At 74.6% G+C, this 22,749-nt stretch carries 15 protein-coding genes; 9 read left to right on the top strand and 6 right to left on the bottom strand.

Features of this window, described 5'->3' with window-relative positions; all coding sequences use genetic code 11:
• Positions 1-92: 92 nt before the first annotated feature.
• Both ACFVYI_RS26280 and ACFVYI_RS26275 read left to right on the top strand, forming a co-directional pair.
• Entirely contained in the window at positions 93-5,777 is a 5,685-nt protein-coding gene (locus ACFVYI_RS26280) for an amino acid adenylation domain-containing protein (protein ID WP_387889800.1), read from the top strand.
• Complete coding sequence (locus tag ACFVYI_RS26275; RefSeq protein WP_387889799.1) at positions 5,774-8,956, top strand: amino acid adenylation domain-containing protein; 3,183 nt, start codon at positions 5,774-5,776, stop codon at positions 8,954-8,956. Before ACFVYI_RS26280 ends, ACFVYI_RS26275 begins: the two co-directional genes overlap by 4 nt.
• A gap of 72 nt (positions 8,957-9,028) precedes the next feature.
• On the opposite strand, the gene ACFVYI_RS26270 is transcribed toward ACFVYI_RS26275, so the two are convergent.
• The 3 genes from ACFVYI_RS26270 to ACFVYI_RS26260 all read right to left on the bottom strand — a co-directional run bounded on the left by ACFVYI_RS26270 (position 9,029) and on the right by ACFVYI_RS26260 (position 13,440).
• Positions 9,029-9,391: a hypothetical protein gene (locus tag ACFVYI_RS26270; RefSeq protein ID WP_387889797.1), complete on the bottom strand. Its 363-nt coding sequence runs from the start codon at positions 9,389-9,391 to the stop codon at positions 9,029-9,031.
• A 68-nt stretch (positions 9,392-9,459) separates the two neighbouring features.
• Positions 9,460-10,170, bottom strand: a complete 711-nt coding sequence (locus tag ACFVYI_RS26265; RefSeq protein ID WP_387889794.1) for a DUF3152 domain-containing protein — start codon at positions 10,168-10,170, stop codon at positions 9,460-9,462.
• 225 nt (positions 10,171-10,395) lie between these two features.
• Positions 10,396-13,440 (bottom strand): AMP-binding protein, encoded by a 3,045-nt coding sequence (locus ACFVYI_RS26260; RefSeq protein ID WP_387889922.1) that lies wholly within the window; start codon positions 13,438-13,440, stop codon positions 10,396-10,398.
• Between the two features lie 332 nt (positions 13,441-13,772).
• On the opposite strand from ACFVYI_RS26260, the gene ACFVYI_RS26255 reads away from it, so the two are divergent.
• From ACFVYI_RS26255 to ACFVYI_RS26225, 7 genes are all read left to right on the top strand, one after another.
• Positions 13,773-15,041 (top strand): ABC transporter substrate-binding protein, encoded by a 1,269-nt coding sequence (locus ACFVYI_RS26255; RefSeq protein ID WP_387889792.1) that lies wholly within the window; start codon positions 13,773-13,775, stop codon positions 15,039-15,041.
• Entirely contained in the window at positions 15,038-15,961 is a 924-nt protein-coding gene (locus ACFVYI_RS26250; protein ID WP_387889790.1) for a carbohydrate ABC transporter permease, read from the top strand. Before ACFVYI_RS26255 ends, ACFVYI_RS26250 begins: the two co-directional genes overlap by 4 nt.
• On the top strand, positions 15,958-16,791 hold the full coding sequence (locus ACFVYI_RS26245) for a carbohydrate ABC transporter permease (RefSeq protein ID WP_387889788.1): 834 nt from the start codon (positions 15,958-15,960) through the stop codon (positions 16,789-16,791). The genes ACFVYI_RS26250 and ACFVYI_RS26245 overlap by 4 nt, the downstream gene beginning before the upstream one ends.
• A 50-nt stretch (positions 16,792-16,841) precedes the next feature.
• Complete coding sequence (locus ACFVYI_RS26240; RefSeq protein ID WP_387889785.1) at positions 16,842-18,020, top strand: ABC transporter ATP-binding protein; 1,179 nt, start codon at positions 16,842-16,844, stop codon at positions 18,018-18,020.
• Positions 18,021-18,133: 113 nt separating this feature from the next.
• Positions 18,134-18,403 carry a GlsB/YeaQ/YmgE family stress response membrane protein gene (locus tag ACFVYI_RS26235; protein WP_387889783.1) on the top strand — a complete coding sequence of 90 codons (270 nt, stop codon included), beginning with the start codon at positions 18,134-18,136 and terminating at the stop codon, positions 18,401-18,403.
• A gap of 160 nt (positions 18,404-18,563) precedes the next feature.
• Positions 18,564-19,307, top strand: coding sequence for a polyprenol monophosphomannose synthase (locus ACFVYI_RS26230; protein WP_387889781.1), 744 nt, complete (start codon positions 18,564-18,566; stop codon positions 19,305-19,307).
• 114 nt (positions 19,308-19,421) lie between these two features.
• Entirely contained in the window at positions 19,422-20,684 is a 1,263-nt protein-coding gene (locus ACFVYI_RS26225) for an aromatic acid exporter family protein (RefSeq protein ID WP_387889779.1), read from the top strand.
• A 19-nt stretch (positions 20,685-20,703) separates the two neighbouring features.
• On the opposite strand, the gene ACFVYI_RS26220 is transcribed toward ACFVYI_RS26225, so the two are convergent.
• The 3 genes from ACFVYI_RS26220 to ACFVYI_RS26210 form a co-directional block, all read right to left on the bottom strand.
• On the bottom strand, positions 20,704-21,153 hold the full coding sequence (locus ACFVYI_RS26220; RefSeq protein WP_387889776.1) for an SRPBCC family protein: 450 nt from the start codon (positions 21,151-21,153) through the stop codon (positions 20,704-20,706).
• Positions 21,154-21,157: 4 nt separating this feature from the next.
• On the bottom strand, positions 21,158-21,631 hold the full coding sequence (locus tag ACFVYI_RS26215) for a VOC family protein (protein ID WP_387889775.1): 474 nt from the start codon (positions 21,629-21,631) through the stop codon (positions 21,158-21,160).
• A 107-nt stretch (positions 21,632-21,738) separates the two neighbouring features.
• Positions 21,739-22,749 (bottom strand): phospholipase domain-containing protein (locus tag ACFVYI_RS26210; RefSeq protein WP_387889773.1); only part of this gene is annotated, 1,011 nt, incomplete at its 5' end.

The following is a 22,749-nucleotide window of genomic DNA, read 5'->3' as shown; positions in this document are numbered from 1 at the left end:
GCGGCGCGCTGCACCGCGCCGCCCGCCCACCCCGCGGCGGATCCGCCCCCGAGGGCACCGCCACCTCCGACGTGCGCCGAAATGGACTACCGATGACCGACATCCAGGACCCCGCGGCCGCGCTGTCCGCGACCAAGCGCGCCCTGCTCGCCCAGCGGCTGCGTACGGCCTCGGCCCCCGCCAGAACCGTGCCCGCCCGACCGCCCGGCACCGCCCCGCCGCTCTCCAGCGGCCAGGAACGGCTCTGGTTCATGGACCAGTTCGCCCCGCGCTCCACCGCCTTCACCCTGGCGCCGGCCCGCCGGCTGCGCGGACCGCTCGACCGGGGCGCGCTGGACGCCGCCCTCACCGACCTGGTCGCGCGGCACGAGGCGCTGCGGATGACCTTCCCGAGCACCCCCGAGGGCACCGCCGAGGTCCGCGTCGCCGAACCCGCCCCGTGCGCGGCCCGGTTCGTCGACGCCGCCGCCGACCCGGACCCGGCCGCACGCGCCGCCGGCGAGCTCGGCGCCCTGGTGGCCGAACCGTTCGACCTGGCCGCCGGGCCGCTGCTGCGCGCCCTGCTCGTCCGCACCGCGCCCGACGAGCACGTGCTCGCGCTGGTCATGCACCACATCGTCAGCGACGGCTGGTCCCTGGACATCCTCAACCGGGAGCTGGACGCACTCTACGCCCGGCACGCCGACGGCACCCCGGACGGCCTGGCCGCCCCCGCCGTCCGCTTCGGCGACTACGCGCACTGGCAGCGCGAACGCCTGACCGGCAGCGCGCTGGCCGCCTCCCGCGCGTACTGGCGGACCGAACTGCGGGACGTCCCCGCCCTCGAACTGCCCACCGACCGCCCGCGGCCGCCGGTGCTGACCTTCGACGGAGCCGCGCTGGAGTTCCACTGGGACGCGGAACTGGGCAGCGGCGTCACCGCGTTGGCCAGGTCCGCCAACGCGTCCGCGTACATGGTGCTGATGGCCGCGCTGCAGACCCTGCTCGGCCGGCACGCGGGCCTGCGGGACTTCGCCGTCGGCTCGGCCGTCGCGGGCCGCCTCCACCGCGAACTGGAGGACGTCGTCGGCCTGTTCGTCAACCTGCTGCCGATCCGGGCCCGGCTGGACGGCGATCCGACCTTCACCGAGCTGCTCGGCCGGGTCCGCGAGACCACCCTCGACGCGTACACCCACCAGGAGGTGCCCTTCGAGCAGATGGTGGCCGACCTGGAGATCGAGCGCGACGTCAGCCGCTCGGCCGTGTTCCAGGCCAGCTTCGCCTTCCAGAACTACGGCGACCGCAGCGCGGGCAACGGCACCGGCGGCGGGCTCACCGGCGAGAGCTTCGGCCACGAGGCCGCCACCACCCGCACCGACCTCGCGCTCTACATGCGGGAGAAGTCCGACGGCGGCCTGTACGGCCTGCTCACCTACCGCACCGACCTCTTCGACGCCGCGACCGTCCGGCGGCTGGTCGAGCGGTTCGAACTGCTCGTGACCGCGGCCGTGGCCGACCCGGCGCGCCCGGTCTCCCGGCTGCCGCTGCTCACCCCCGGCGAACGGCGGGACGTCCTGGAGGGCTGGGCGGCCGGGCCGCCGCTGCCGGGCGCCGACGCCGCGCCGGAGACCCTGACGGCCCTGCTGGCCGCCGCCGCGCGGGCCCACCCGGAACGCCCGGCCGTGGTCTTCGAGGACCGCACGGTCGGGTACCGGGAGCTCGAACAGCGGGCCACCGGTCTGGCCCGCCGGCTGCGGGCGCTCGGCGTGCGGCCCGACGACCGGATCGCGGTCTGCCTGGAACAGTCTCCCGAGCTGGCGACGGCCCTGGTCGGCGTCCTGAAGGCGGGCGGCGCCTACCTGCCGCTGGACCCGGAGCAGCCGCCCGCCCGGCTCGCCCGGCTGGTGGCCGACGCCGACGTCCGGGTGCTGATCACCGACGCGGCGCTGCGGGAGCGCTTCCCCGGGTACACCGGCACCGAGCTGCTGCTCGACACGGATCCCCTCGCCCCGGACCACCGCGCCCCGGACTCCCTCACCCCGGACCCCCTCGCCCCGGACCCCCTCGCCCCGGACCCGGAGCCGCTCGACGAGGCCTCCGGCCCGGACCACCTGGCGTACGTGATCTACACCTCGGGCTCGACCGGCGCCCCCAAGGGCGTCGCCGTCCAGCACCGGCAGATCCTCAACTACCTGGCCGGCGTACGGGAACGCCTGCGGATCGAACCGGGCGCCGCGTACGGGCTGCTGCAGTCGCTGTCCTTCGACTTCAGCATCACGATGCTCTACCTCGCGCTGAGCACCGGCGGCCGGGTCCACCTCCTCCCGCGCCGGATCGCCGGCGCCGAACTGGCCGATCAGGTCGAGGCACTGGAACTCGACTACCTCAAGATGACGCCCTCCCACCTGGCCGCGCTCGGCGCCGACGCCCCCCTGGAGCGGCTGCTGCCGCGCCGCGCGCTGGTGCTCGGCGGCGAGGCCTCCGCCTGGCCGTGGGCCGCCGAGCTCGCCGGCCTCGGCCGCTGCGCCGTGTTCAACCACTACGGCCCCACCGAGGCGACCGTCGGCGTCACCGTCCACGAGGTCACCGCCGGCACGGCCGGCACGGGGAGCACGCCCATCGGCACCCCGCTGGCCGGCGCCCGCTGCCACGTCCTCGACGAGGCGCTGCAGCCCGTTCCGCCCGGCGTCACCGGCGAGTTGTACCTGGGCGGTGACCGCCTCGCCCGCGGCTACCTGGGCCGCCCGGACCTGACCGCCGAACGCTTCGTCGACGACCCCTTCGGCGCGCCCGGCGACCGGCTCTACCGCACCGGCGACCTCGCCCGCTGGCGGCCCGACGGCACCCTCGACTACCTGGGGCGCGGCGACGACCAGATCAAGGTGCGCGGCTACCGGGTGGAGCCCGGCGAGATCGAGGCCGCCCTCACCGCCCTGCCCGGCATCACCCAGGCCGTCGTCCTGGCCCGCGGCGAGGGACTGCGGCAGGCCCTGGTCGGCTACCTCGAACACCCGGGGGGCGGTCCCGCCCCGGCCCCCGCCGAGCTGCGCGAGGCCCTCGCCGACGTCCTGCCCGACTACATGGTGCCCGCCCGCTTCGTGGTGCTCGACCGGCTGCCCCTGCTGGCCCACGGCAAGGTCGACCGCCGGTCGCTGCCCGAGCCCGAGGAGCCGACCGCCGGCGGCGAGTACGTCGAACCGCAGGGCGAGGCCGAGCAGTTCCTCGCCGAGCTCTGGACCGAACTCCTGGCCGTCCCCCGGGTCGGCGCCCTGGACGACTTCTTCGAACTCGGCGGCCACTCGCTGCTCGCCACCCAGGTGGTCGCCCGGCTGCGCCGGGCCTTCCCCGAACTCCCCACCCCGGTCGGGGTGATGGACCTCTTCAAGTACCCCACCGTCCGGCGTCTCGCCGCCCTGCTCAGCGACCCGGACGCCGACCGGGGCCCCCGCCGGCTGCTGCACCGGCTCACCCCGGCCGGCCGCCGGACCACCGCCAGCATCGTCTGCACCCCCTACGGCGGCGGCAGCGCGCTCATCTACAAGCCGCTCGCCGACGCGCTGCCCGCCGACTGGGCGCTGCACTCGCTCGCCGTCCCCGGCCACGAGCTGGGCGAGGAGGCGATGGACATCGACGAGGTGGCCGCCGTCTGCGCGCAGGAGATCGTCGACACCGTGGAGGGGCGGATCGTCCTCTACGGGCACTGCGGCGTCGGGGTCCGGCTGGCCGTGGAGGTCGCCCGCCGGGTCGAGGCGGCCGGGCGCGAGATCGAGGCCGTCCACCTCGGCGGGATCTTCCCGTTCGCCCGGCCGCGCGGGCGCGGCGCCGCCGTCGGCGAGCGGTGGGCGCGGATCGCCGACCGCCTGCGCAGCGACCAGGGCATGGTCAACGCCCTGGCGGCGGCCGGTCTGGACACCGACGAGGTCGGCACCGAGCAGCTGCGCCTGATGGTCAGCAACCGCCGGACCGGCACCAAGGAGGCCGAGCAGTACTTCACCCGGCTCTTCGAGAGCGAGGACGGCCGGATCGCCGCGCCGGTGATCGCGGTCTGCGGCGACCGGGACCCGGCCACCGAGTTCTACCAGGAGCGCTACCGCGAGTGGCACCGGCTCAGCGACACCACCGGCGTGGTGGTGCTCGACGAGGCCGGCCACTTCTACCTCAAGTACCGGGCCGCCGAACTCGCCGAGATCCTGACCACCGTGCACCGCTCGGTGGCGGCCGGGCAGGAGGAGCGGCACCAGCGGGCCGAGGGCGCCACCTGGTGGCTGGCGGGCCTCTCCCGGGACGGTGCGGAGCAGCCCGCGGACGCCCCTCGTCCCGCGGACACCCCGGTGGCGGCGCGGCCGACCATGCGGCGGTTCCTCGGGGTCGCCGCCGGCCAGCAGATCTCCATGATCGGCTCGGCGCTCACCGAGTTCGCCCTCCCGGTCTGGATCTACCTGACCACCGGCTCGCTCGCCCAGTTCGGCCTGCTGGCCGCCTGCGGCCTGGTGCCCGGCATCCTGGCGGCGCCGATCGCCGGCGCCGTCGTGGACCGGGGCGACCGGCGCCGGATCATGCTGTACGGCGACGTGGCGGCCGGCCTGACGCAGGCGGTGATGCTGCTGCTGTACCTGACCGGCGGCCTGGCGGTCTGGCACGCGTACGTCCTGATCGCGGTGCTCTCCACGGCGCTCACCTTCCAGCGGCTGGCCTGGAACTCGGCCGTCCCGCAGCTCGTACCGAAACGTTTCCTCGGCCGGGCCAACGGCATCGTCCAGATGGCATTCGGGCTGGCCCAGTTCCTGGTGCCGCTGTTCGCGGTCGGTCTGCTCGCCGCGCTCGGCCTCGGCGGCATCCTCGCCCTCGACGTCGCCAGCTACGTGGTGGCCACCGGGGTCACCCTGGCCGTGCGCTTCCCGGACGTGATGGCCGCCCAGCGGCGGGAGAGCGTCGCCGCCGAGATCCGGGCCGGGTTCCGGCGCGCGCTCGGCAGCCGGCACTTCCGCGCGATGCTGCTGTTCTTCGCCGTCCTCAACATCTTCCTCTCGCCGCTGTTCCTGCTCACCACCCCCCTGGTGCTCTCCTTCGCCCCGCTCGCGGCGGCCGGGTGGGTCGCCGTCGCGGCCGGCCTGGGCGCCGTGCTGGGCGGTCTGACCCTGCTCGTCTGGGGCGGGCCACGGCGGCTGCGGCTGCGCGGCGTCCTGTTCGCCACCCTCGGCCTGGCCGCCGCCTGCCTGGTGACCGGTCTGCGGCCCTCGGTCGTCCCGGTCGCGCTCGGTGCCTTCGGCATGGCCTACGGGCTGGCCCTGGTCAACGGCGTGTACGCGACGATCGTCCAGACCAAGGTCCCGCTGCGCTTCCACGGCCGGGTGATCGCGGTGAACACCATGGTCGCCTGGTCCACCCTGCCGGTCGGCTTCGCCGTGGTGGCGCCGCTCGGCCCGCGCCTGGTCCAGCCGTTGGTCGACGAGGACGGCGCGCTCGCCGGCACCGTCGGCCGGCTGATCGGCACCGGTGAGGGGCGCGGCATCGGCCTGCTCTACCTGCTGTTCGGCCTGGCCATGGCCCTGCTCGTGCTGGCCTGCCTGGCCGTCCCCGCGCTGCGCCACTTCGACCGCGACGTCCCCGACGCCGAACCCGACGACCTGGTCGGCCTCGCCGCCCTGACGGACCGCGCCGCCACCCCCACTGCGCCCGCGCCCGCACCCGCACCCGCACCCGCGATCACCCAGCCCGCACCCGCCGCACCCACCACCGCCGCGCCCGCCGCCACCCCGCCCGCGCGCCGTACCGGAACCGAGGCCGCCGCCCGATGACCACCACCGACCCCACCGCACCGGGCGGACCGACCGACCCCGCCCGGACCGCCGAAGCCGTCCACCCGCTCACCGAGGAGCAGCGGCGCCTCTGGTTCCTGCAGCAGCTGAACCCCGCCGACGCCGGCTTCAACATGTACCTCTGCCGCCGCTGGAGCGGCCCGCTCGACCGGGACGCGCTGCGCGGGGCGCTCGACCGGCTGACGGCCCGCCACGAGACCCTGCGCACCCGCTTCGCCCTGGCCGGCGAGGCGCCCGTCCAGGTGGTCGAACCGCCGGCGCCCGTCCCGCTCGCCCTGGTCGAGCTGGCGCCGGGTGCGGGCGAGCGCGACTTCACCGAGGCCTGCCGGCCGGCGGTCAACGCCCCGTTCGACCTCGCCGAGCGCCCGCCGCTGCGCGCCGTGCTGATCTCCTCCGGGCCGGAGGAGCACGCACTGGCCGTGGTGGTGCACCACATCGTCTCGGACGGCTGGTCGTTCGGGATCCTCTGGCGCGAACTGCTCGCCCTGTACCGGGAGGAGACCGGCGAGGCGCCGGCCGGCCTGGCGCCGCTCGCCCTCCGGTACGGCGACATCGCCCGGGGCGAGCAGGAGCGTGCGGCGGCCGGCGGCGCCGAGGCGGCGTTCCGCTACTGGGCCGAGAAGCTGGCCGGCACCGGCCGGCTGCGGCTGCCGCTGGACCGCCCCCGGCCGGCCGACCCGCTGCACCCCGCCGGGTTCGCCGCGGTCGAGCTGGGCCCCGGGCTCACCACGGCCCTGGACGGCCTGGCCCGGCGGGAGCGCTGCACCCCGTTCATGGTGCTGCTGGCCGCCTACCAGTGCGTACTGGCCCGCTGGACCGGCACCCCGGACTTCCTGGTGGGCACCCCGCTGGCGGGGCGGACGGAGGCCGCCCAGGAGGCACTGGTCGGCTACTTCGCCCGCACCGGGGTGATCCGCGCCGACCTCTCCGGGGAGCCGGACTTCCGCACGGTGCTGCACCGGGTCCGGACGGCCACCCTGGGCGCGCTGAGCCATCAGGAGGTACCGGTGGAGCGGCTCGCCGCCCACCTGGGCCTGCCCGCCGAGGCCGGCGCGGCGCCGCTCTACCAGGCGGTGTTCGTCCACCAGAGCCAGTACGACCTGGCGGGCGGCGACGGCGGGGCGGCGCTGCCGGCCGGGGTGCGCACCGCCTCGATGGACTCCGGCTTCGAGCGGGCCAAGACCGATCTGCTGCTGGACAGCTGGCGGACCGCCGGCGGCGGGCTGACGCTCTCCTTCACCTTCGACCGGGAGGTGTTCGACGAGGCCACCGTGGCGGCGCTCGGCGCACGGTGCCGGGCCCTGCTGGCCGCGGTGGTCGAGGACGCCGCGCTGCCGTTGCACGGCGACTGGCTGCTCGGGCCGCAGGAGCGGGCCGACCTGCTCGCGCTCGGCGCCGGGCCGGTGCCCGGTCCGGCGCACCCGGTGCTGTCGCGCTTCGCCGAGCGGGTCGCCGCCGCCCCCGGCGCCCCGGCCCTGGAGTGCGCCGACCGAACCCTCACCTACGCCGAACTCGACCACCTGTCGAGCGAGTTGGCCGACCGGCTCGGCCCGGTCGGCGGGCAGCTGGTCGCGGTGCGGATCGCACCGTCCTTCGACCTGGTGATCGCCCTGCTGGCGGTCTGGAAGGCCGGGGCCGGCTATCTGCCGCTCGATCCGGCCCACCCGGAGGAGCGGCGGCAGTTGATGCTCCGCGAGTCGGGCGCCGTGCTGCTGCTGACCGACGAGGACGGCGAGGGACTGCGGATCCGTCCGGGGGCCGACCCGGCCCCGGGCGACGACCGCTCCGGCCTCGCCTACGTCCTCTACACCTCCGGCTCCACCGGCACGCCCAAGGCGGTGGCCGTCGACCACGCGGCCCTCGCCGCCCGGGTCGACTGGATGGCCGGGCCGGACGGCTACCGGCTCGCACCCGGTGACCGGATCGTCCAGTTCGCCTCGATCGGCTTCGACACCCACGCCGAGGAGCTGTGGCCGGCCCTCGCCACCGGTGCCTGCGTCGTCCTGCTACCGGGCGGCGGACGCACCCTGCCCGAGCTGCTGCACGGCCCGCAGGGGCCGGCCGTCACCGTGCTCGACCTGCCGACGGCCTACTGGGAGGAACTGGTCGCGCTCGACGACCGGGCCCTGTGGCCCGCCGCCCTGCGGCTGGTGATCCTCGGCGGCTCCGAGGCCCGCCCCGCCGCCGTCGCCCGCTGGCGGGAGCAGCACGGCGACACCGTCCGGCTGGTCAACACCTACGGCCCGACCGAGGCCACCGTGATCGTCACCGCCACCGACCTGGACGCCGCCGACGCCCTCCGGCTCCCACCGCTCGGCCGTCCGCTGCCCGGCGTGCGGCTCTACGTCCTGGACGAGCGCGGCGCCCTCCTCCCCCGCGGCTCCGAGGGCGAGCTGCACATCGGCGGCGCCGGGCTGGCCCGCGGCTACCTGGGCCGCTCCGACCTCACCGACGCCGCCTTCCGCCCCGACCCGTTCACCGGCCCCGGCGGGCGGCTCTACCGCACCGGCGACCGGGCCCGCTGGCGCACCGACGGACAGCTGGAGTACCTGGGCCGCACCGATGAGCAGATCAAGCTGCGCGGCTACCGGATCGAACCGGCCGAGATCGAGGCCGCCCTGACCGGCCACCCGGAGGTGGCCCGGGCGGCGGCGGTCGTCCTGGCCGGCCGCCGCCTGGTCGCCTACGCCGTCCCCGCCCCCGGCACCGAACCCCCGCCGGCCGCACTGCGCGAGCACCTGACCCGGTGTCTGCCCGCCTACCTCGTCCCGGACACCGTCGTCCTGCTCGACCGGCTGCCCCTGACCCTCAACGGCAAGCTCGACACCGCCGCCCTCCCCACCCCGGACCGGACCACCGCGGCCGAGTACCTGCCCCCGCGCACCGACGCCGAACGTCTCGTCACCGACCTCTGGCAGGAAGTCCTCGGCCTGCCCCGGGTCGGCGTCCTCGACGACTTCTTCACCCTCGGCGGGGACTCGCTCCTGGTGACCCGCGTCGTCGCCCGCATCCGCGCCGGCGTAGGCCTGGAGGTCCCCATCCGCGACGCCTTCGAACTCTCCACCGCAGCCGCCCTGGCCGCCCGCATCGAGGAACTGCTGATCGCCGAGATCGAAGCCCTGAGCGACGACGAGGCCGCCGACCGCCTCACGGGCTGACGGGCCGTCACCCGCCGTGCCCGTTCCGGCTCCCGGGGCTCTTCCCCCGGGAGCCGGAGCGGGCCGGAGTCCTCAGAAGGCGCGGCCCGTGCCACGCATGCCGGGAAGGGCGTAGCCGTCGCCCTCGTCCCACGGGACGTCGAGGTCGTCCAGGTGCACACGCCACCGCGCTCCCGGCAGCGCACGGCGCAGCTCCGTCACGGAGTCCAGCACATGGGCGATCACCGGCAGCAGCCGCCCGGGGTCGGCCGGTATTCTCGTCGACCCGTCCAGGACCTCGTCCGGCTCGCCGCCGCCGTCGTACAGGTGGAGGCCTTCCTCGTCCTGGAACGGGAACGACGATTCGCGGGCGGCGACGACGGCCTCGACGGCGGCCGTCTCGGCAGCCGTCAGCGGCACCGCCCGGCCGGCCGAGTAGTAGAGAGAGACGCTCATGGCCCGAACGTACCGAAGGGGTACGACAACACCTCCGGCTCACCCGCGGCGTCGCCGGGCCCGCTCCGCTACGGGGCCGGGGTGGTGACCGCGACAGGGGGGCCGGTGAGGAGGGTGCCGGTGTCGGAGTAGGGCCAGCCGTTGGGCACGCAGCCGTGCAGGCCCTTGATCTGCTGCATCATCACCGGCGCCGGCTGGCCCGGGCCGGGGCAGTCGACGTGGCCGAGGCCGAGGACGTGGCCGACCTCGTGGTTGACGGCGAGCGCGTGGTACAGCTCGGGCTGACCGGTGTAGAACTCCGTCAGCTCGGTCCAGCGCTTGACGTTGACGACCACCTGGTGGCCCACGCCGCAGTTGACCCAGCCTCCGGTGTCCAGCCCGTACTGGCCGCAGATCCGGTCGGTGGTCTCCGGGGTGGCCAGGTAGACGGTGAAGTCCACCGGGTCGGCGGGCACGCGTTGGAACGACCGTGTACCGTCGGCGGCCCAGCCGCGCCGGACGTCACCGAGGACGGCGTCGACCTCGGCGGCGAACCGGTCGGGGCTCTCCTTGAGCCCCTTCTCGGCGCGCACCTTGTAGCGGAGGAGCTGCTCACCGGTGCCGAAGCGCGCGGACCCGCCGGGGGCCGTGGTGAACGCCTCCGCCAACGGCTTCTGCCGGTCGGCGGCCGGGCTCCACGGGTGCCACCACAGCAGACCGGCGGTCAGGGCGCCGACCACCACCACCGCGAGCGCGGCCGTCCAGGCCTTCGGCGGCCGGAGTCCGGCGAGGGCCCTCATCGGCCGCTCCCCGGACGGCGCGCGGGCCGGGGCACCCCGGGCCTGGGGAGGTCGGTGGTGACTGGTCGGAGGCGGTCCGGGGCCTGGGTCGACATGGTGGTGCGGCACTCCTGTACAGGGGACGAACGTATGCACGATTGTGCAGGAAAGAACGGACCCCGACGGACCACCGGTTCAGCCGCCCGTCCTGACGGGTGCCGGAACCAGGCCCGGCACCCGCCGTACTCAGACTCCGGCGGCCTCCGCGAGGCGGGTCTCCAGCGCCTCGGCCAGCCCCGCGACGGTCTCCGGGGTGAAGGCGTGCTCGTTGTAGCGCAGCCAGCAGACCAGCCCGCCGTCCGGCTGCTCCACCGCCGCCAGCTCCGGCACGTGCCGGTCCCCGCCCGGCATCGGGTACGGGACCGTCGCGCTGCGCGGGAGCTCCCAGGCGGTGCAGGCCAGCCCCGGCAGCTGGGCCGGCGCGCTCCAACTCTCGTAGCGGAGCCAGGCGGCGAACGGCACCCGGGGGCTGAACTCGGCGAACGGGTAGAGCTGGTGGTCCAGCGCGGCCGTCGAGGCGTCCCGGACCCGGGCGAGCAGCTCGGCGAAACCGGGCGCACCCGCGGCGTCGATCCGCAACAGCAGCGACTGGACGAAGCAGCCGACGGCCCGTTCCGCCGCCGGTTCCGTCCGGCCCGGCACCGGGGTCATCAGCACCAGGTCGGACTGGCCGCTGCGGTCCGCCAACAGGCCCAGCCAGACCGCCGCGAGCGCCTGGAACGGGGTCGCGCCCGCCCCCGCCGCCCGGGCCCGCAGGGCCTCCGCCCGCTCCGGCGAGACGGCCAGCCGGTGGGCCGCGCTCAGCACGACCTCGGTGTCCCGCCGCCCCGGGAAGGGCTCCACCGCCTGCGGTGCGCCCGCCAGGGTGCGGGCGAAGTGGGCGCGGGACGCCGGCCAGTGGGCGTTCGACCAGGTGACGAGCTCCCGGTACTCGGGCCCGGGCCGGGGCGCGGGCGCCGACCGGCCGCGCCGCAGCGCCGAGTAGAGCACGCCCAGCTCGCGCAGCAGCACCCCGACCGACCAGCCGTCGACGACCATGTGGTGCACCGCGAGCAGCACGGCGTGGTCGTCGGGGCCCCGGGTGACCACGGCGAGGCGGGTCATCGGCCCCTCGGCGACATCGGTCAGCCCGTCCCGGACGGCGACCAGCCGGGCGGAGACCTCGTCGTCGCTCTCGCCCGGCGCCTCGGCGAACACGGTCTCCGCGTACGGTTCCCCGTCGACCACGGCGCGATGGATCCCGGACTGCCGGGCGTCCGGCACGGGAACGAACCTCGTCCGCAGCGCCGGGTGACGGCGCACCACCTCGTGCAGCGCCTCGGCCAGCAGGTCGGTGCGCAGCGGCTCGGTGACCCGGAACATCACCGCCACCGAGCCGACGTTGCGGCCCTCGGCCTCGGCCGTCCAGCGCAGGAAGTTCTCCTGCTGGGAGGTGAGCGGGACGTCGTGCGGCTGGGCGCGCAGCTCCCGGAGGAAGTCCGAGACCTCCTCCTCGGCGGCCGGGCAGGCCGGCCGCGCGGTGGGCGGCGCCTCCTTGAGCCAGGCGGCCTGGGCGCGCAGCGAGGGCCGTTCGAAGACCAGGGCGGTGCTCGCCGTGACGCCGAACTCGGCGGAGATCGCGGCGGCCAGCTGGACGGCTCGGAAGGAGTCCCCGCCGAGGGCGAAGAACTCGTCCTCCACGGCGTGGACCGGGCGGCCCAGCACGCGCCGCCAGAGTGCGGCCAGCGCGACCTCGCGGTCGGTGGCCGGCGGGGTGCCGGGGGCGGCCGGACGGTCGGCCGCTTCGGCGAACCGGGCCCGCAGTTCGTGCTTGAGCACCTTCCCGCTGGGGTTGCGCGGCAGCCGGTCGGTGACCAGGATCCGGACGGGCAGTTCGCCGCGCCCGAGCCGGGCGCTCAGGAAGAGCCGCAGCTCGTCGAGGTCCAGGCCGTCGGCGGCGGGCACCACGACGGCGACCGGCACCGCGCCCATCACGGGGTGCGGGACGCCGAGCGCCGCCGCGTCCGCGACCTGCGGGTGGGCGTGCAGGACGTCCTCGATCCGCAGCGTGGAGACCTTCAGCGCGCCGGACTTGATGAGGTCGCTCTCCCGGTCCACCAGGTACAGGTAGCCGTCGGCGTCGAGCCGGCCGAGGTCTCCCATCCGCACCCAGCCGTCGCGGAAGACCGCGGCCGACTCGGTGGGCCCGGCCACGTAGCCGCGCGGCGGGCCGGGTTGGCGCAGCCAGACCTCGCCGACGGCGCCGGGCTCCACCGCGCGCCCGTCGGCGTCGAGCAGCCGCAGGTCGGCCGGGTTGGCCGGGCGGCCGACCGAGCCCGGGCGGCGGGCGTCCACGACGGCCGATATCTGGGCCGGCGAGGACTCGGCGGAGGTGTAGGTGTTGACGACGGTCGCGGTGGGGAGCGCGGCGGTGAGCGCCGTCGCGACCGGGGCGGGCAGCGCGGCCGCCGAGGAGCTGACCAGCAGCACGCTGCCGAGGTCCCGGCGGCGGGCCACGCCCGAGTTCAGCAGTTCCACGGCCATCGAGGGCACCAGGAAGACGGTGCCCACCCGGTGTTCCTCGACGGTGCGGCCGAACTCCTCGGCGTCGAAGCGCGGCAGACAGATCGTCGCGGGCGCGGCGACCAGCGCGTTGACCAGGACGACCTGCGCCGCGTTGGTGCCGATCGGGAAGGCGTGCACGGCGTGCGCCGAGTGGGCGTACGGGCGCGGCCGCGGGTCGAGCCGCTGGCCCGCGGTGAGACTGGCGTGCGCGGCGTGCACGCCCTTGGGCGCCCCGGTGGTGCCGGAGGTGCCGATCACCTGGGCGAGGTCCTCGGGGCGGGGCCGGTGCGGTGGCTCGTCGGGGGTGTCGGCCGGCGCCTCCAGCGCGGCGAGCCGCAGGCAGGGCACGCCGAGCCCGGCGCCCCGGGGGTCGTCCGCCGTGCCGGCCAGCGCCAGCCGTACCGAACTCGCCGACGCCAGCCGCGTGGTGTCCTCCGGGCCGAGGTCCTCGCGGACCACCACCCCCGCCGCGCCCGCGTAGTGCACGGCGAGGAAGGCCACCGCGTACTCGTCCCACGCGCGGTTGGGGAACAGCAGCAGGACGCGCTCCCCGGGGCGGACCCCGGCGCGGGCGAGCCCGTGGGCGGCGCGGACGGCGCGCTCGCGCCACCGGCGGTAGTCGAGCGGAGCGCCGCCCGGGACGATCAGGGCGGTCCGGTCGGGGTGCCGGGCGGCCCGGTCGTCCAGCAGATCGGGCAGCGTGAGCGGGGCACTGACGGTGGATCGGGTGTTGATGACGACTCCCGGAAAGGGCCAGGACAGGGGTGGCGGCCGATCGGCCGAACGGGTGACTGGTCCAGACCGTAGCGGCTGTGCGGTCCTGCCCGCCAGAGCCGTCTCGGCCGCCGACCGGGCGCGACCTGCGGACCACCGGCCGGCGTCGCCCCGCGGGCGGGGGTTCGAAGACAGGCACTAGGCCACTCGGCGGGCGTCGGGGGTGTCGCACCGTCATCTCCCGCGCGCCGCAGGACCGCGCACCCTAGCGTGACCACCCGCAGGCCGCCACCGGAGGGAGAGCCGTGCCGAGACCACGCCGCCGGGCCGCACTCGTCCTGGTCCACCTGCTGACCCTGGCGCTCGCCGCCTGCGGCAGCGACGCCGGTGGCGGGAGCGGACCGGTCACCCTCGACTGGTACAACTTCCCCGACGACTCCGGCGCGCTCCAGCAGGCCGCCGACTCCTGCGGCCGGGCCTCCGGCGGCCGCTACTCGATCCGTTACGACAAGCTGCCGCGCACCGCCGACGGCCAGCGCCAGCAGCTGGTCCGCCGGCTCGCCGCGCACGACGCCGGCGTGGACATCATGGGCCTGGACGTCACCTGGGCACCCGAGTTCGCCGAGGCCGGCTGGATCCGCGAATGGACCGGCGCGGCGAAGGAACAGGCCGGCGCCGACACCCTGGCCGCCGCCCTGAAGACGGCCACCTGGAAGGACCGGCTGTACGCCGTCCCGTACAACTCCAACACCCAACTGCTCTGGTACCGCGACGACCTGGTGCCCACCCCGCCGCGCACCTGGGCCGAGATGCTCGGCGCGGCGGGTGAGCTGGCCGAGGCCGGCAAGCCGCACTTCGTCGAGGTCCAGGGCGCCCAGTACGAGGGCCTGACGGTCTGGTTCAACACCCTGGTGACCAGCGCGGGCGGCTCGGTGCTCACCCCCGACGCCACCGCGCCCTCGCTCGGCCCGCCCGCCGTCACCGCCGCCGGCGTCATCCGGGACCTCGCCCGCTCCCCCGCCGCCGACCCCTCGCTCTCCAACCAGATGGAGGACCAGAACCGGCTGGCGATGGAGTCCGGCACGGCCGCCTTCGAGCTCAACTACCCCTTCGTCTACCCCGCCATGAAGGCCGACCGGCCCGAGCTGTTCCCGCACTTCCGCTGGGCGCCCTACCCCGCCGTCCTCCCGGACCGCCCGGCGAGCGTGACCATCGGCGGGATCGACCTCGCGGTCGGCGCCTACAGCCGGCACCCCGAGCTGGCCCAGGAGGCCACCCTCTGCCTGCGCAACCGCGACAACCAGCTGACCAACGCGCTCAAGGGCGGCCTGCCGCCCTCACTGCGCAGCCTCTACACCGCCGCCGAACTCACCGACAGCTACCCGTTCGCCGCCGACGTGCTGGCGGCGCTGGACTCCGCCTCCGTCCGGCCGCAGACGCCCGCCTACCAGAACGTCTCGATCGCGATCTCGCACGCGCTCTCCCCGCCGTCGGCCGTCCAGCCGGAGAGCACCGTCTCCGCGCTGAACGGACAGCTCAGGGACGCGCTCGGCTCGAAGGGGCTGATCCCGTGACCAGGCCGCCCACCCTCCTCGGGGCAGCCCCCCAGAGCCGGTCCGAGGGCTCGCGGCAGGAGCGCCGGCTCGGCTGGCTGCTCTGCGCCCCGGCCGTGCTGGTGATGACCGCCGTGACGGCCTACCCGGTCGGCTACGCCGTCTACCTCTCCCTCCAGCGCTACGACCTGCGCTTCCCCCAGCAGGCGACGTTCGTCTGGTTCGGCAACTACGCCGCCGTGCTCACCTCCCCGTTCTGGTGGCAGGCGCTCTGGGTGACGGTGCTGATCACCGCCGTCTCGGTGGCCATCGAGCTGGTGCTGGGCCTCGCCCTCGCGCTGGTCATGCACCGGGCGGTGTTCGGCCGGGGCGCGGTGCGCACCGCCGTCCTGGTGCCGTACGGGATCGTCACCGTGGTCGCCGCCTACTCCTGGCAGTACGCCTGGACGCCCGGCACCGGGTACCTCGCCGCGCTGCTGCCCGAGGGCAGCGCCCCGCTCACCGACCACTGGCAGGCGATCGGGCTGATCATCCTGGCCGAGGTGTGGAAGACCACGCCCTTCATGGCGCTCCTGCTGCTGGCCGGCCTGGCCCTCGTCCCCGCTGAGACCGTACGGGCCGCGATGGTGGACGGCGCGAACTTCGGCCAGCGACTGCGGCTGGTGATCCTGCCGCTGATGAAGCCGGCCATCCTGGTCGCCCTGCTCTTCCGGACCCTCGACGCGTTCCGGGTCTTCGACAACATCTACGTGCTGACCGGCGGCTCCAACGACACCGGCTCGGTGTCGATCCTCGGCTACGACAACCTCTTCACCGCGCTCAACCTGGGGATCGGCTCGGCGATCTCGGTGCTGATCTTCCTCTGCGTGGCGGCGATCGCGCTGGTCTTCATCAAGGTGTTCGGCGCCTCCGCGCCCGGCGGCGGGACGGAGGGCCGATGACGTCCCGACAGACGCGCACGGCGGCCGGCTGGGGCGTCGTCAACCTGCTGGTGGTGCTCTACGCGCTGTTCCCGGTCTGGTGGATCGCCGCGCTCTCCTTCAAGGACCCGAGCACGCTCGACGACGGCGACTTCGTCCCGCGCAAGTGGACGCTGGAGAACTACCGCGGCATCTTCCAGACCTCGGACTTCACCCGCGCCCTGATCAACTCGATCGGCATCGCCGTCATCGCCACCACCATCGCGGTGGTGCTCGGCACCATGGCCGCCTACGCGGTGGCCCGACTGCGCTTCCCGGGCAAACGCCTGCTGATCGGGATGTCGCTGCTGATCGCGATGTTCCCGCCGATCTCGCTCGTCTCGCCGCTGTTCAACATCGAGCGGGTGCTCGGCCTCTTCGACACCTGGGCGGGCCTGATCATCCCGTACATGACGTTCTCCCTACCGCTGGCCATCTACACCCTGTCGGCGTTCTTCCGGGAGATCCCGTGGGACCTGGAGAAGGCCGCGAAGGTGGACGGTGCGACGCCCGCGCAGGCGTTCCGGCTGGTGATCGCGCCGCTGGCGGCGCCGGGGGTGTTCACCACCGGGATCCTGGTCTTCATCTTCTGCTGGAACGACTTCCTCTTCGCCATCTCGCTGACCTCCACCAACGCCGCGCGGACCGTCCCGGCCGCGATCGCGTTCTTCACCGGCAGCTCGCAGTTCCAGCAGCCCACCGGCTCGATCGCGGCGGCCGCCGTGGTGATCACGGTGCCGATCGTGGTGTTCGTGCTGCTGTTCCAGCGCCGCATCGTGTCCGGCCTCACCGCCGGCGCCGTCAAGGGCTGACACCACGAAGCGTGGTTCCACCAGGCACGTCCACGGAAGGCAGGCAGGGCATGGCCGAGATCGTCCTCGACGGGATCACCAAGCGCTATCCGGACGGCGCGGTCGCCGTCCACGGCATCGACCTGACCGTCGCGGACGGCGAGTTCGTGATCCTGGTCGGCCCCTCGGGCTGCGGGAAGTCCACCACCCTCAACATGATCGCGGGCCTGGAGGACATCACCGAGGGCACCCTGCGGATCGGCGGCCAGGTGGTCAACGACCGCGCGCCCAAGGACCGGGACATCGCCATGGTGTTCCAGAGCTACGCGCTCTACCCGCACATGAGCGTGCGCGAGAACATGGGCTTCGCCCTGCGCCTGGCGAAGACCGACAAGGCGGTGATCACCGCCAAGGTCGAGGAGGCCGCCCGGATCCTCGACCTCACCGAGCACCTGGACCGCCGCCCCGCCCACCTCTCCGGCGGCCAGCGCCAGCGGGTCGCGATGGGCCGGGCGATCGTCCGCGACCCCGAGGCCTTCCTGATGGACGAGCCGCTCTCCAACCTCGACGCCAAGCTCCGGGTGCAGATGCGCACCCAGATCTCCCGCCTCCAGCGCCGGCTCGGCACCACCACCGTCTACGTCACGCACGACCAGGTCGAGGCGATGACGCTCGGCGACCGGGTGGTGGTGCTGCGCGGCGGCGTCGTCCAGCAGATCGGCGCCCCGCAGCAGCTCTACGACGAGCCGGTGAACCTCTTCGTCGCCGGGTTCATCGGCTCGCCGGGGATGAACTTCCTGGACGCCACCCTGGAACAGGGCATGCTGCGCACCGCCCTGGCCGACCTGCCGGTGGGTGACCGGCTCCGGCAACGGCTGGCCGCCGCGGACGCGCCGCGCGAGGTGGTCGTCGGCCTGCGGCCCGAGCACTTCGAGGACGCGGCCCTCCTGGAGCACCCGCAGGGCGGGCGGACGGCCACGGTCGGCGTCGAGGTGCTGGAGTCGGTCGGCTCGGACGTCTTCGTGCACTTCACGGTGGCGGGCCGGCGGACCGTCCCGGGCGCTCCGGAGGAGTCGGCCGCGCAGCGGCGGGACACCGGCGCCGCCACGGGCGGGCGCGAGGTGGTGGCCCGGATCGGCACCGACACCCGGGCCGCCGAGGGCGGCCCGCTGGAGTTGTGGATCGACACCGACCGGCTGCACGTGTTCGATCCGGTCACCGGGGCCGCCCTCAGCCACGCCGACACCTGAGCGGCGGCGACCGGACGGCGACCGGACGGCGACCGGACGGCGGCGGCCGTCGACGTGCCGGAGCGGGGGATCCGGGCGATCATGGGGAAACGCGCCTCGAAAGGTGGAATGCGATGTTCCAGCTCCTGTGGATTCTGCTCATCGGTTTCGTGCTGGGCGTCCTGGCCAAGCTGATCCTGCGCGGCCCGCAGGCGATCCCCTGGTGGCTGACGATGCTGCTCGGCGCCGCCGGGGCCTGGCTGGGCAACGCGGTGGCCGGCTGGGTCGGCGTGCGGCACACCTCGGGCATCGACTGGATCCGCCACGTCCTCCAGCTCGCCTTCGCCGTCGGCCTGATCGCCCTCGTCGCCCCCGCCTGGAGCAGGTCGCACCCCACCCGGTAGTGCCGGGGAGCGGGCCCGGCGGCTCCCGGGCCGGTGGCGGGCGGTGGGACCGGGCACGTACGACCGCGGCTAGACTCGCTCGACCGAAGTGGACACCTGTCCGGTCGGGTGCGGGCGCCGGCGGCGCGGTACCGGCCGGGGATCGCGCGAGGGACAGAACATGGTCGAGGCCTCCCCCAGGGTCGTTGTCGTCGTACCCACGTACAACGAGCGGGAGAACCTGCCGGTCCTCGCGGGGCTGCTCGCGGACCTGAAGCTGCCCGGTCTGCGCCTGCTGGTGGTCGACGACAACTCCCCGGACGGCACCGGCGACGTCGCGGACAAGCTCGCGGCGGATGCGCCGGGCCGCGTCGGCGTGCTGCACCGCACCGAGAAGGACGGGCTCGGCCGGGCCTACGTCGCGGGCATGACCCGGGCCCTGGAGGAGGGCGCCGACGTGGTGGTCCAGATGGACGCCGACCTGTCGCACCCGGCCTCGGTGCTCCCGGTCATGGTGGAGACGCTGCTGGCCGACGACGACACCGCCGTGGTGCTGGGCTCGCGCTACGTGCCGGGCGGCTCGACCGCCGAGGAGTGGCCGTGGCACCGCAAGGCGCTGTCGGCCTGGGCGAACTTCTACGTCAACACCATCCTCGGGCTCGGGGTCAGGGACGCCACCGCCGGGTTCAAGGCCTGGCGGGCGGAGGCCCTGCGGGCGATCGACCTGCCCTCGGTGCACAGCAACGGGTACTCGTTCCAGGTCGAGCTGAACTACCGTGCCGTCCAGCGCGGGCTGCGGATCCGCGAGGTGCCGATCCGCTTCGAGGAGCGGGTCGAGGGCACCTCGAAGATGAGCCTCGGGGTGCAGGTCGAGTCGGCGCTCGCGCCGTGGAAGCTGCTGCGCGAGCAGCGCCGCCGGCCGTAGGACCGGACGGGCCGTGGCGCGGGCCCGTCGCGGTGGGCCGGACGAGCGGCTCTTTCGAGTGCCGGTGGGCCGGATCGGCGGTGTGAGCGGCCCAGGCGGGGAAAGAAGGGCGGCATGGCCCTTCTCCCGGAGTCCTTCGCCACGACGCTGCGCCGCGGCGCCCGAGAACCCTTCGTCGTCCAGACGGTCCGGGCCACGGTGGCCGCCACCCTCTCGTACGCGGTGGCGACCCAGCTGAGCAGCGAGCCGGCCCCGCTGACCGCGCCGCTGACGGCGCTGCTGGTCGTCCAGGTCACCGTCTACTCGACGCTGACCACCAGCATCCGCCGGGTCAACTCGGTGGTCGTCGGGGTGCTGATCGCGATCGGTTTCAGCTCGGTGGTCGGGCTCTCCTGGTGGAGCCTGGGCCTGATCATCCTGGCCTCGCTGACCGTCGGGCGGTTCGTCCGGGTGGACGAGTTCGTCCAGGAGGTGGCGATCAGCGCCATGCTCATCCTGGGGGTCAGCCAGGTGACCTCGCAGGCCTGGGACCGGGTGCTGGAGACGCTGATCGGCGCCACCGTCGGACTGCTGTTCAATCTGCTGTTCGCCGCGCCGGTCTGGGTGGACACGGCCGGCGAGTCGATCGAGGACCTCGCCCGACGGGCCCGGCACCTGCTGCTCGGCATCGCCGAGGAGCTCGGCCGGCCCACCCCCGTGGAGCGCGCGGCCGAACGGCTGCACGAGGCCCGCCGACTCGACCAGGCCATCGCGGACGTCGACGGGGCGCTGCGCCAGGCCGAGGACAGCCTGCGGCTCAACCCCCGGATCAGCGAGGGGCTGCTCTCCCGGCTGGTGCTGCGGACCGGCCTGGACACGCTGGAGATCTGCGTGGTGGTGATCCGGGTGCTGGCCCGCTCGCTCACCGACCTGGCCAAGCGGCGGGGCCCGGGCGAGCGGCTCTTCCCACCCGAGGTGGCGATCGCGCTGGAGGAGCTCCTGGCCCACCTCGGCGGGGCACTGGTGAGCTTCGCGGTGCTGGTCACCACCCAGGTGAGCAGCAACGCCGAGGAGGCCGAACGGCGGCTGACCGCCGAGCTCGCGGCCGCCTGGGCCAGCCGGGAGAACGTCGCCCAGCTGCTGCTGCTCCGGGTGCAGGAGCACCCGGAGGCCTGGCAGCTGCACGGAGCGCTGCTGGCCGAGGTGGACCGGATCCTCGACGAGCTCGATCTGGAGCACCGCAGCCGGCGCCTGATGGAGGAGCTGGACCGGGCCTCGGTGGCGAACCGGGAGCGGTTCTCCCGGTTCGCCCGGCTGCGCCGGCTGGCCAGGGGCGAGCGGCTGAACCCGGCCCGGCTGCGACGGCGCCGCCGGCGGCCGGCCAAGCAGCAGGCCTGAGGCCCGGCCGCCCCGGCCGTCAGGGCATCGACCAGGGTTCCTGCGGGAGCGGGCGGCCGGTTTCCAGATAGGTCTTCAGATTGGAGAGGACGGCCGACCAGCCGGCGGTGGAGTCGGCGGACTCGGCCTCGTCGGCGAGGTTGTCGTGGGTGACGGTGAGCCGGGTGAGGTCCAGGTGGCCGACGAGCTCGAAGGTGACCCGGGACGGACCGGCCGGGCGCCGTTCGTCCGGTCCGGCCCAGGTGGTGACGAGGCGGTGCGGGCGGTCGACGGCCTCGACCGTGCCCACCACGTCGGCGATGCCGGAGGCGTCGGTGCGCCGGTGCTCCCAGGGCGCGCCCGGCAGCCAGGTGGAGACGTTGCGGTGACCCCAGTAGACCGCGGACTCGTCGGCGTTGGTGAGGGCGTGCCAGACCTGCTCGGGCGTGGCGTGGAGGTAGAGGGTGCAGCGGACGGCGGGGACGGTCATGGGATCAGCCCCGGGCGGCGTCGAGGAGCGGCTGGATCTCGATCTTCTGCATCTGCAGCATCGCCGCGGTGACCCGGCCGGCCTTGGCCGCGTCAGGGTCGGCGATCAGCTCGGTCAGGATGCGGGGGACGATCTGCCAGGAGAGCCCGTAGCGGTCCTTGAGCCAGCCGCACGGACCGCCCGCGCCGCCGTCGGCGGTGAGCTTCGCCCAGAGCTCGTCGACCTCCTGCTGGTCGGCGCAGTCGACCTGGAGCGAGATCGCCTCGGAGAAGTGGAACAACGGGCCGCCGTTGAGGGCGACGAAGCCCTGACCGTCCAGCTCGAAGGCGACGGTCATGACCGTGCCCGCCTCGCCGGGGCCCACCTCGCCGTAGTGGGTGACGGTGGTGATCCGGGAGTTGGCGAAGACCGAGGTGTAGAAGCGGGCGGCCTCTTCGGCCTGGGTGTCGAACCAGAGGAAGGTGGTGATCTTCTGCATGGCCCGACGCTAGCCGCCGGGCCCGGCCGGACGGCCGAGCCACGGCCGGAGGTCACCGGTTCGGCGCCCCCGGCCGTCTCCCGACCGCTGCCCGACCGGGCGCCTGATCAGTGCACCCAGCCCGCGTACCGCTGGGTGAAGCGCAGGCCGGTGCCGGCCGTCACGACGACGTCGTAGCGGCCCTGCTTGTCCAGCGGCCAGGCGAGGTTGACCTGCTTGCCGGGCTTGACCCAGACCGTCTGCGCGGTGCCCGCGAAGTCGTTGGGCGCCGCGGTGAAGCCGACGTCGGTCAGGCCGTCGTTGACCAGCTGGAGGGTGAGCCGGGAGGAGTTGCTCAGATCGGCCGTCACGATCGGCACGCCGATGTCGTTCTGACCGTCCTGGCCGTTACGGACGACGGTGCCGGCGAAGCGGCGGACGAAGCCGTCGGGGCCGTGGACGGTGAAGTCGTAACGGCCGTGGGTCGCGGCGGCGTCCCAGACGTAGGCGGCGGTGGCACCGGGAGCCACCGTGTAGGGCGTCCCGGCGAACGGGAGGACGATGTTGGGGTAGACGGTGTAGGGGAAGGCGACCGTGCCGTCGTTGCTCAGGGTGCAGGTGACCTTGCCGGTCTTCCGGTCCACCTCGATGTCGGCCCAGGGCTGGTAGGGCAGGTGGCGGTGGGGGCGTTCGCCGGGTTCCTGGACGGGCATGGACTGGGTGCCGGTGGCGGGCAGGGCGACGCCGGGGAGTTTGGCGGCCGCGTCGGACCTGGCCATCAGGGCGACGGTGTCGGGCAGTTGCGGGATCGAGTGGTCGGGGGCGGCGAAGTCGAAGCAGCTGGTGAGGTCGCCGCAGACGGCCCGGCGCCAGGCGGAGATGTTGGGCTCGGCGACCCCGGTGACCTGTTCCATGAACCGCAGGACGGACGTGTGGTCGAAGACCTGGGAGTTGACCCAGCCGCCGCGTGACCACGGCGAGGCGACCCACAGCGGTACCCGGTTGCCCAGGCCGATCGCGCGGCCCTGGGTGAACTCCTCCGGAGTGCCGGCCTCGGGGGTGGGCGGCACCATGTGGTCGAAGTAGCCGTCGTTCTCGTCGTACATGACGAGGAAGACGGTGTGCTGCCACACGGCGGG

Origin of the sequence: Kitasatospora sp. NPDC058218 (genome assembly GCF_042882445.1) — a bacterium.
Lineage (GTDB): Bacteria > Actinomycetota > Actinomycetes > Streptomycetales > Streptomycetaceae > Kitasatospora.
The sequence above is the reverse complement of the archived record's forward strand: the minus strand, read 5'-3'. Positions and strand labels throughout refer to the sequence as shown.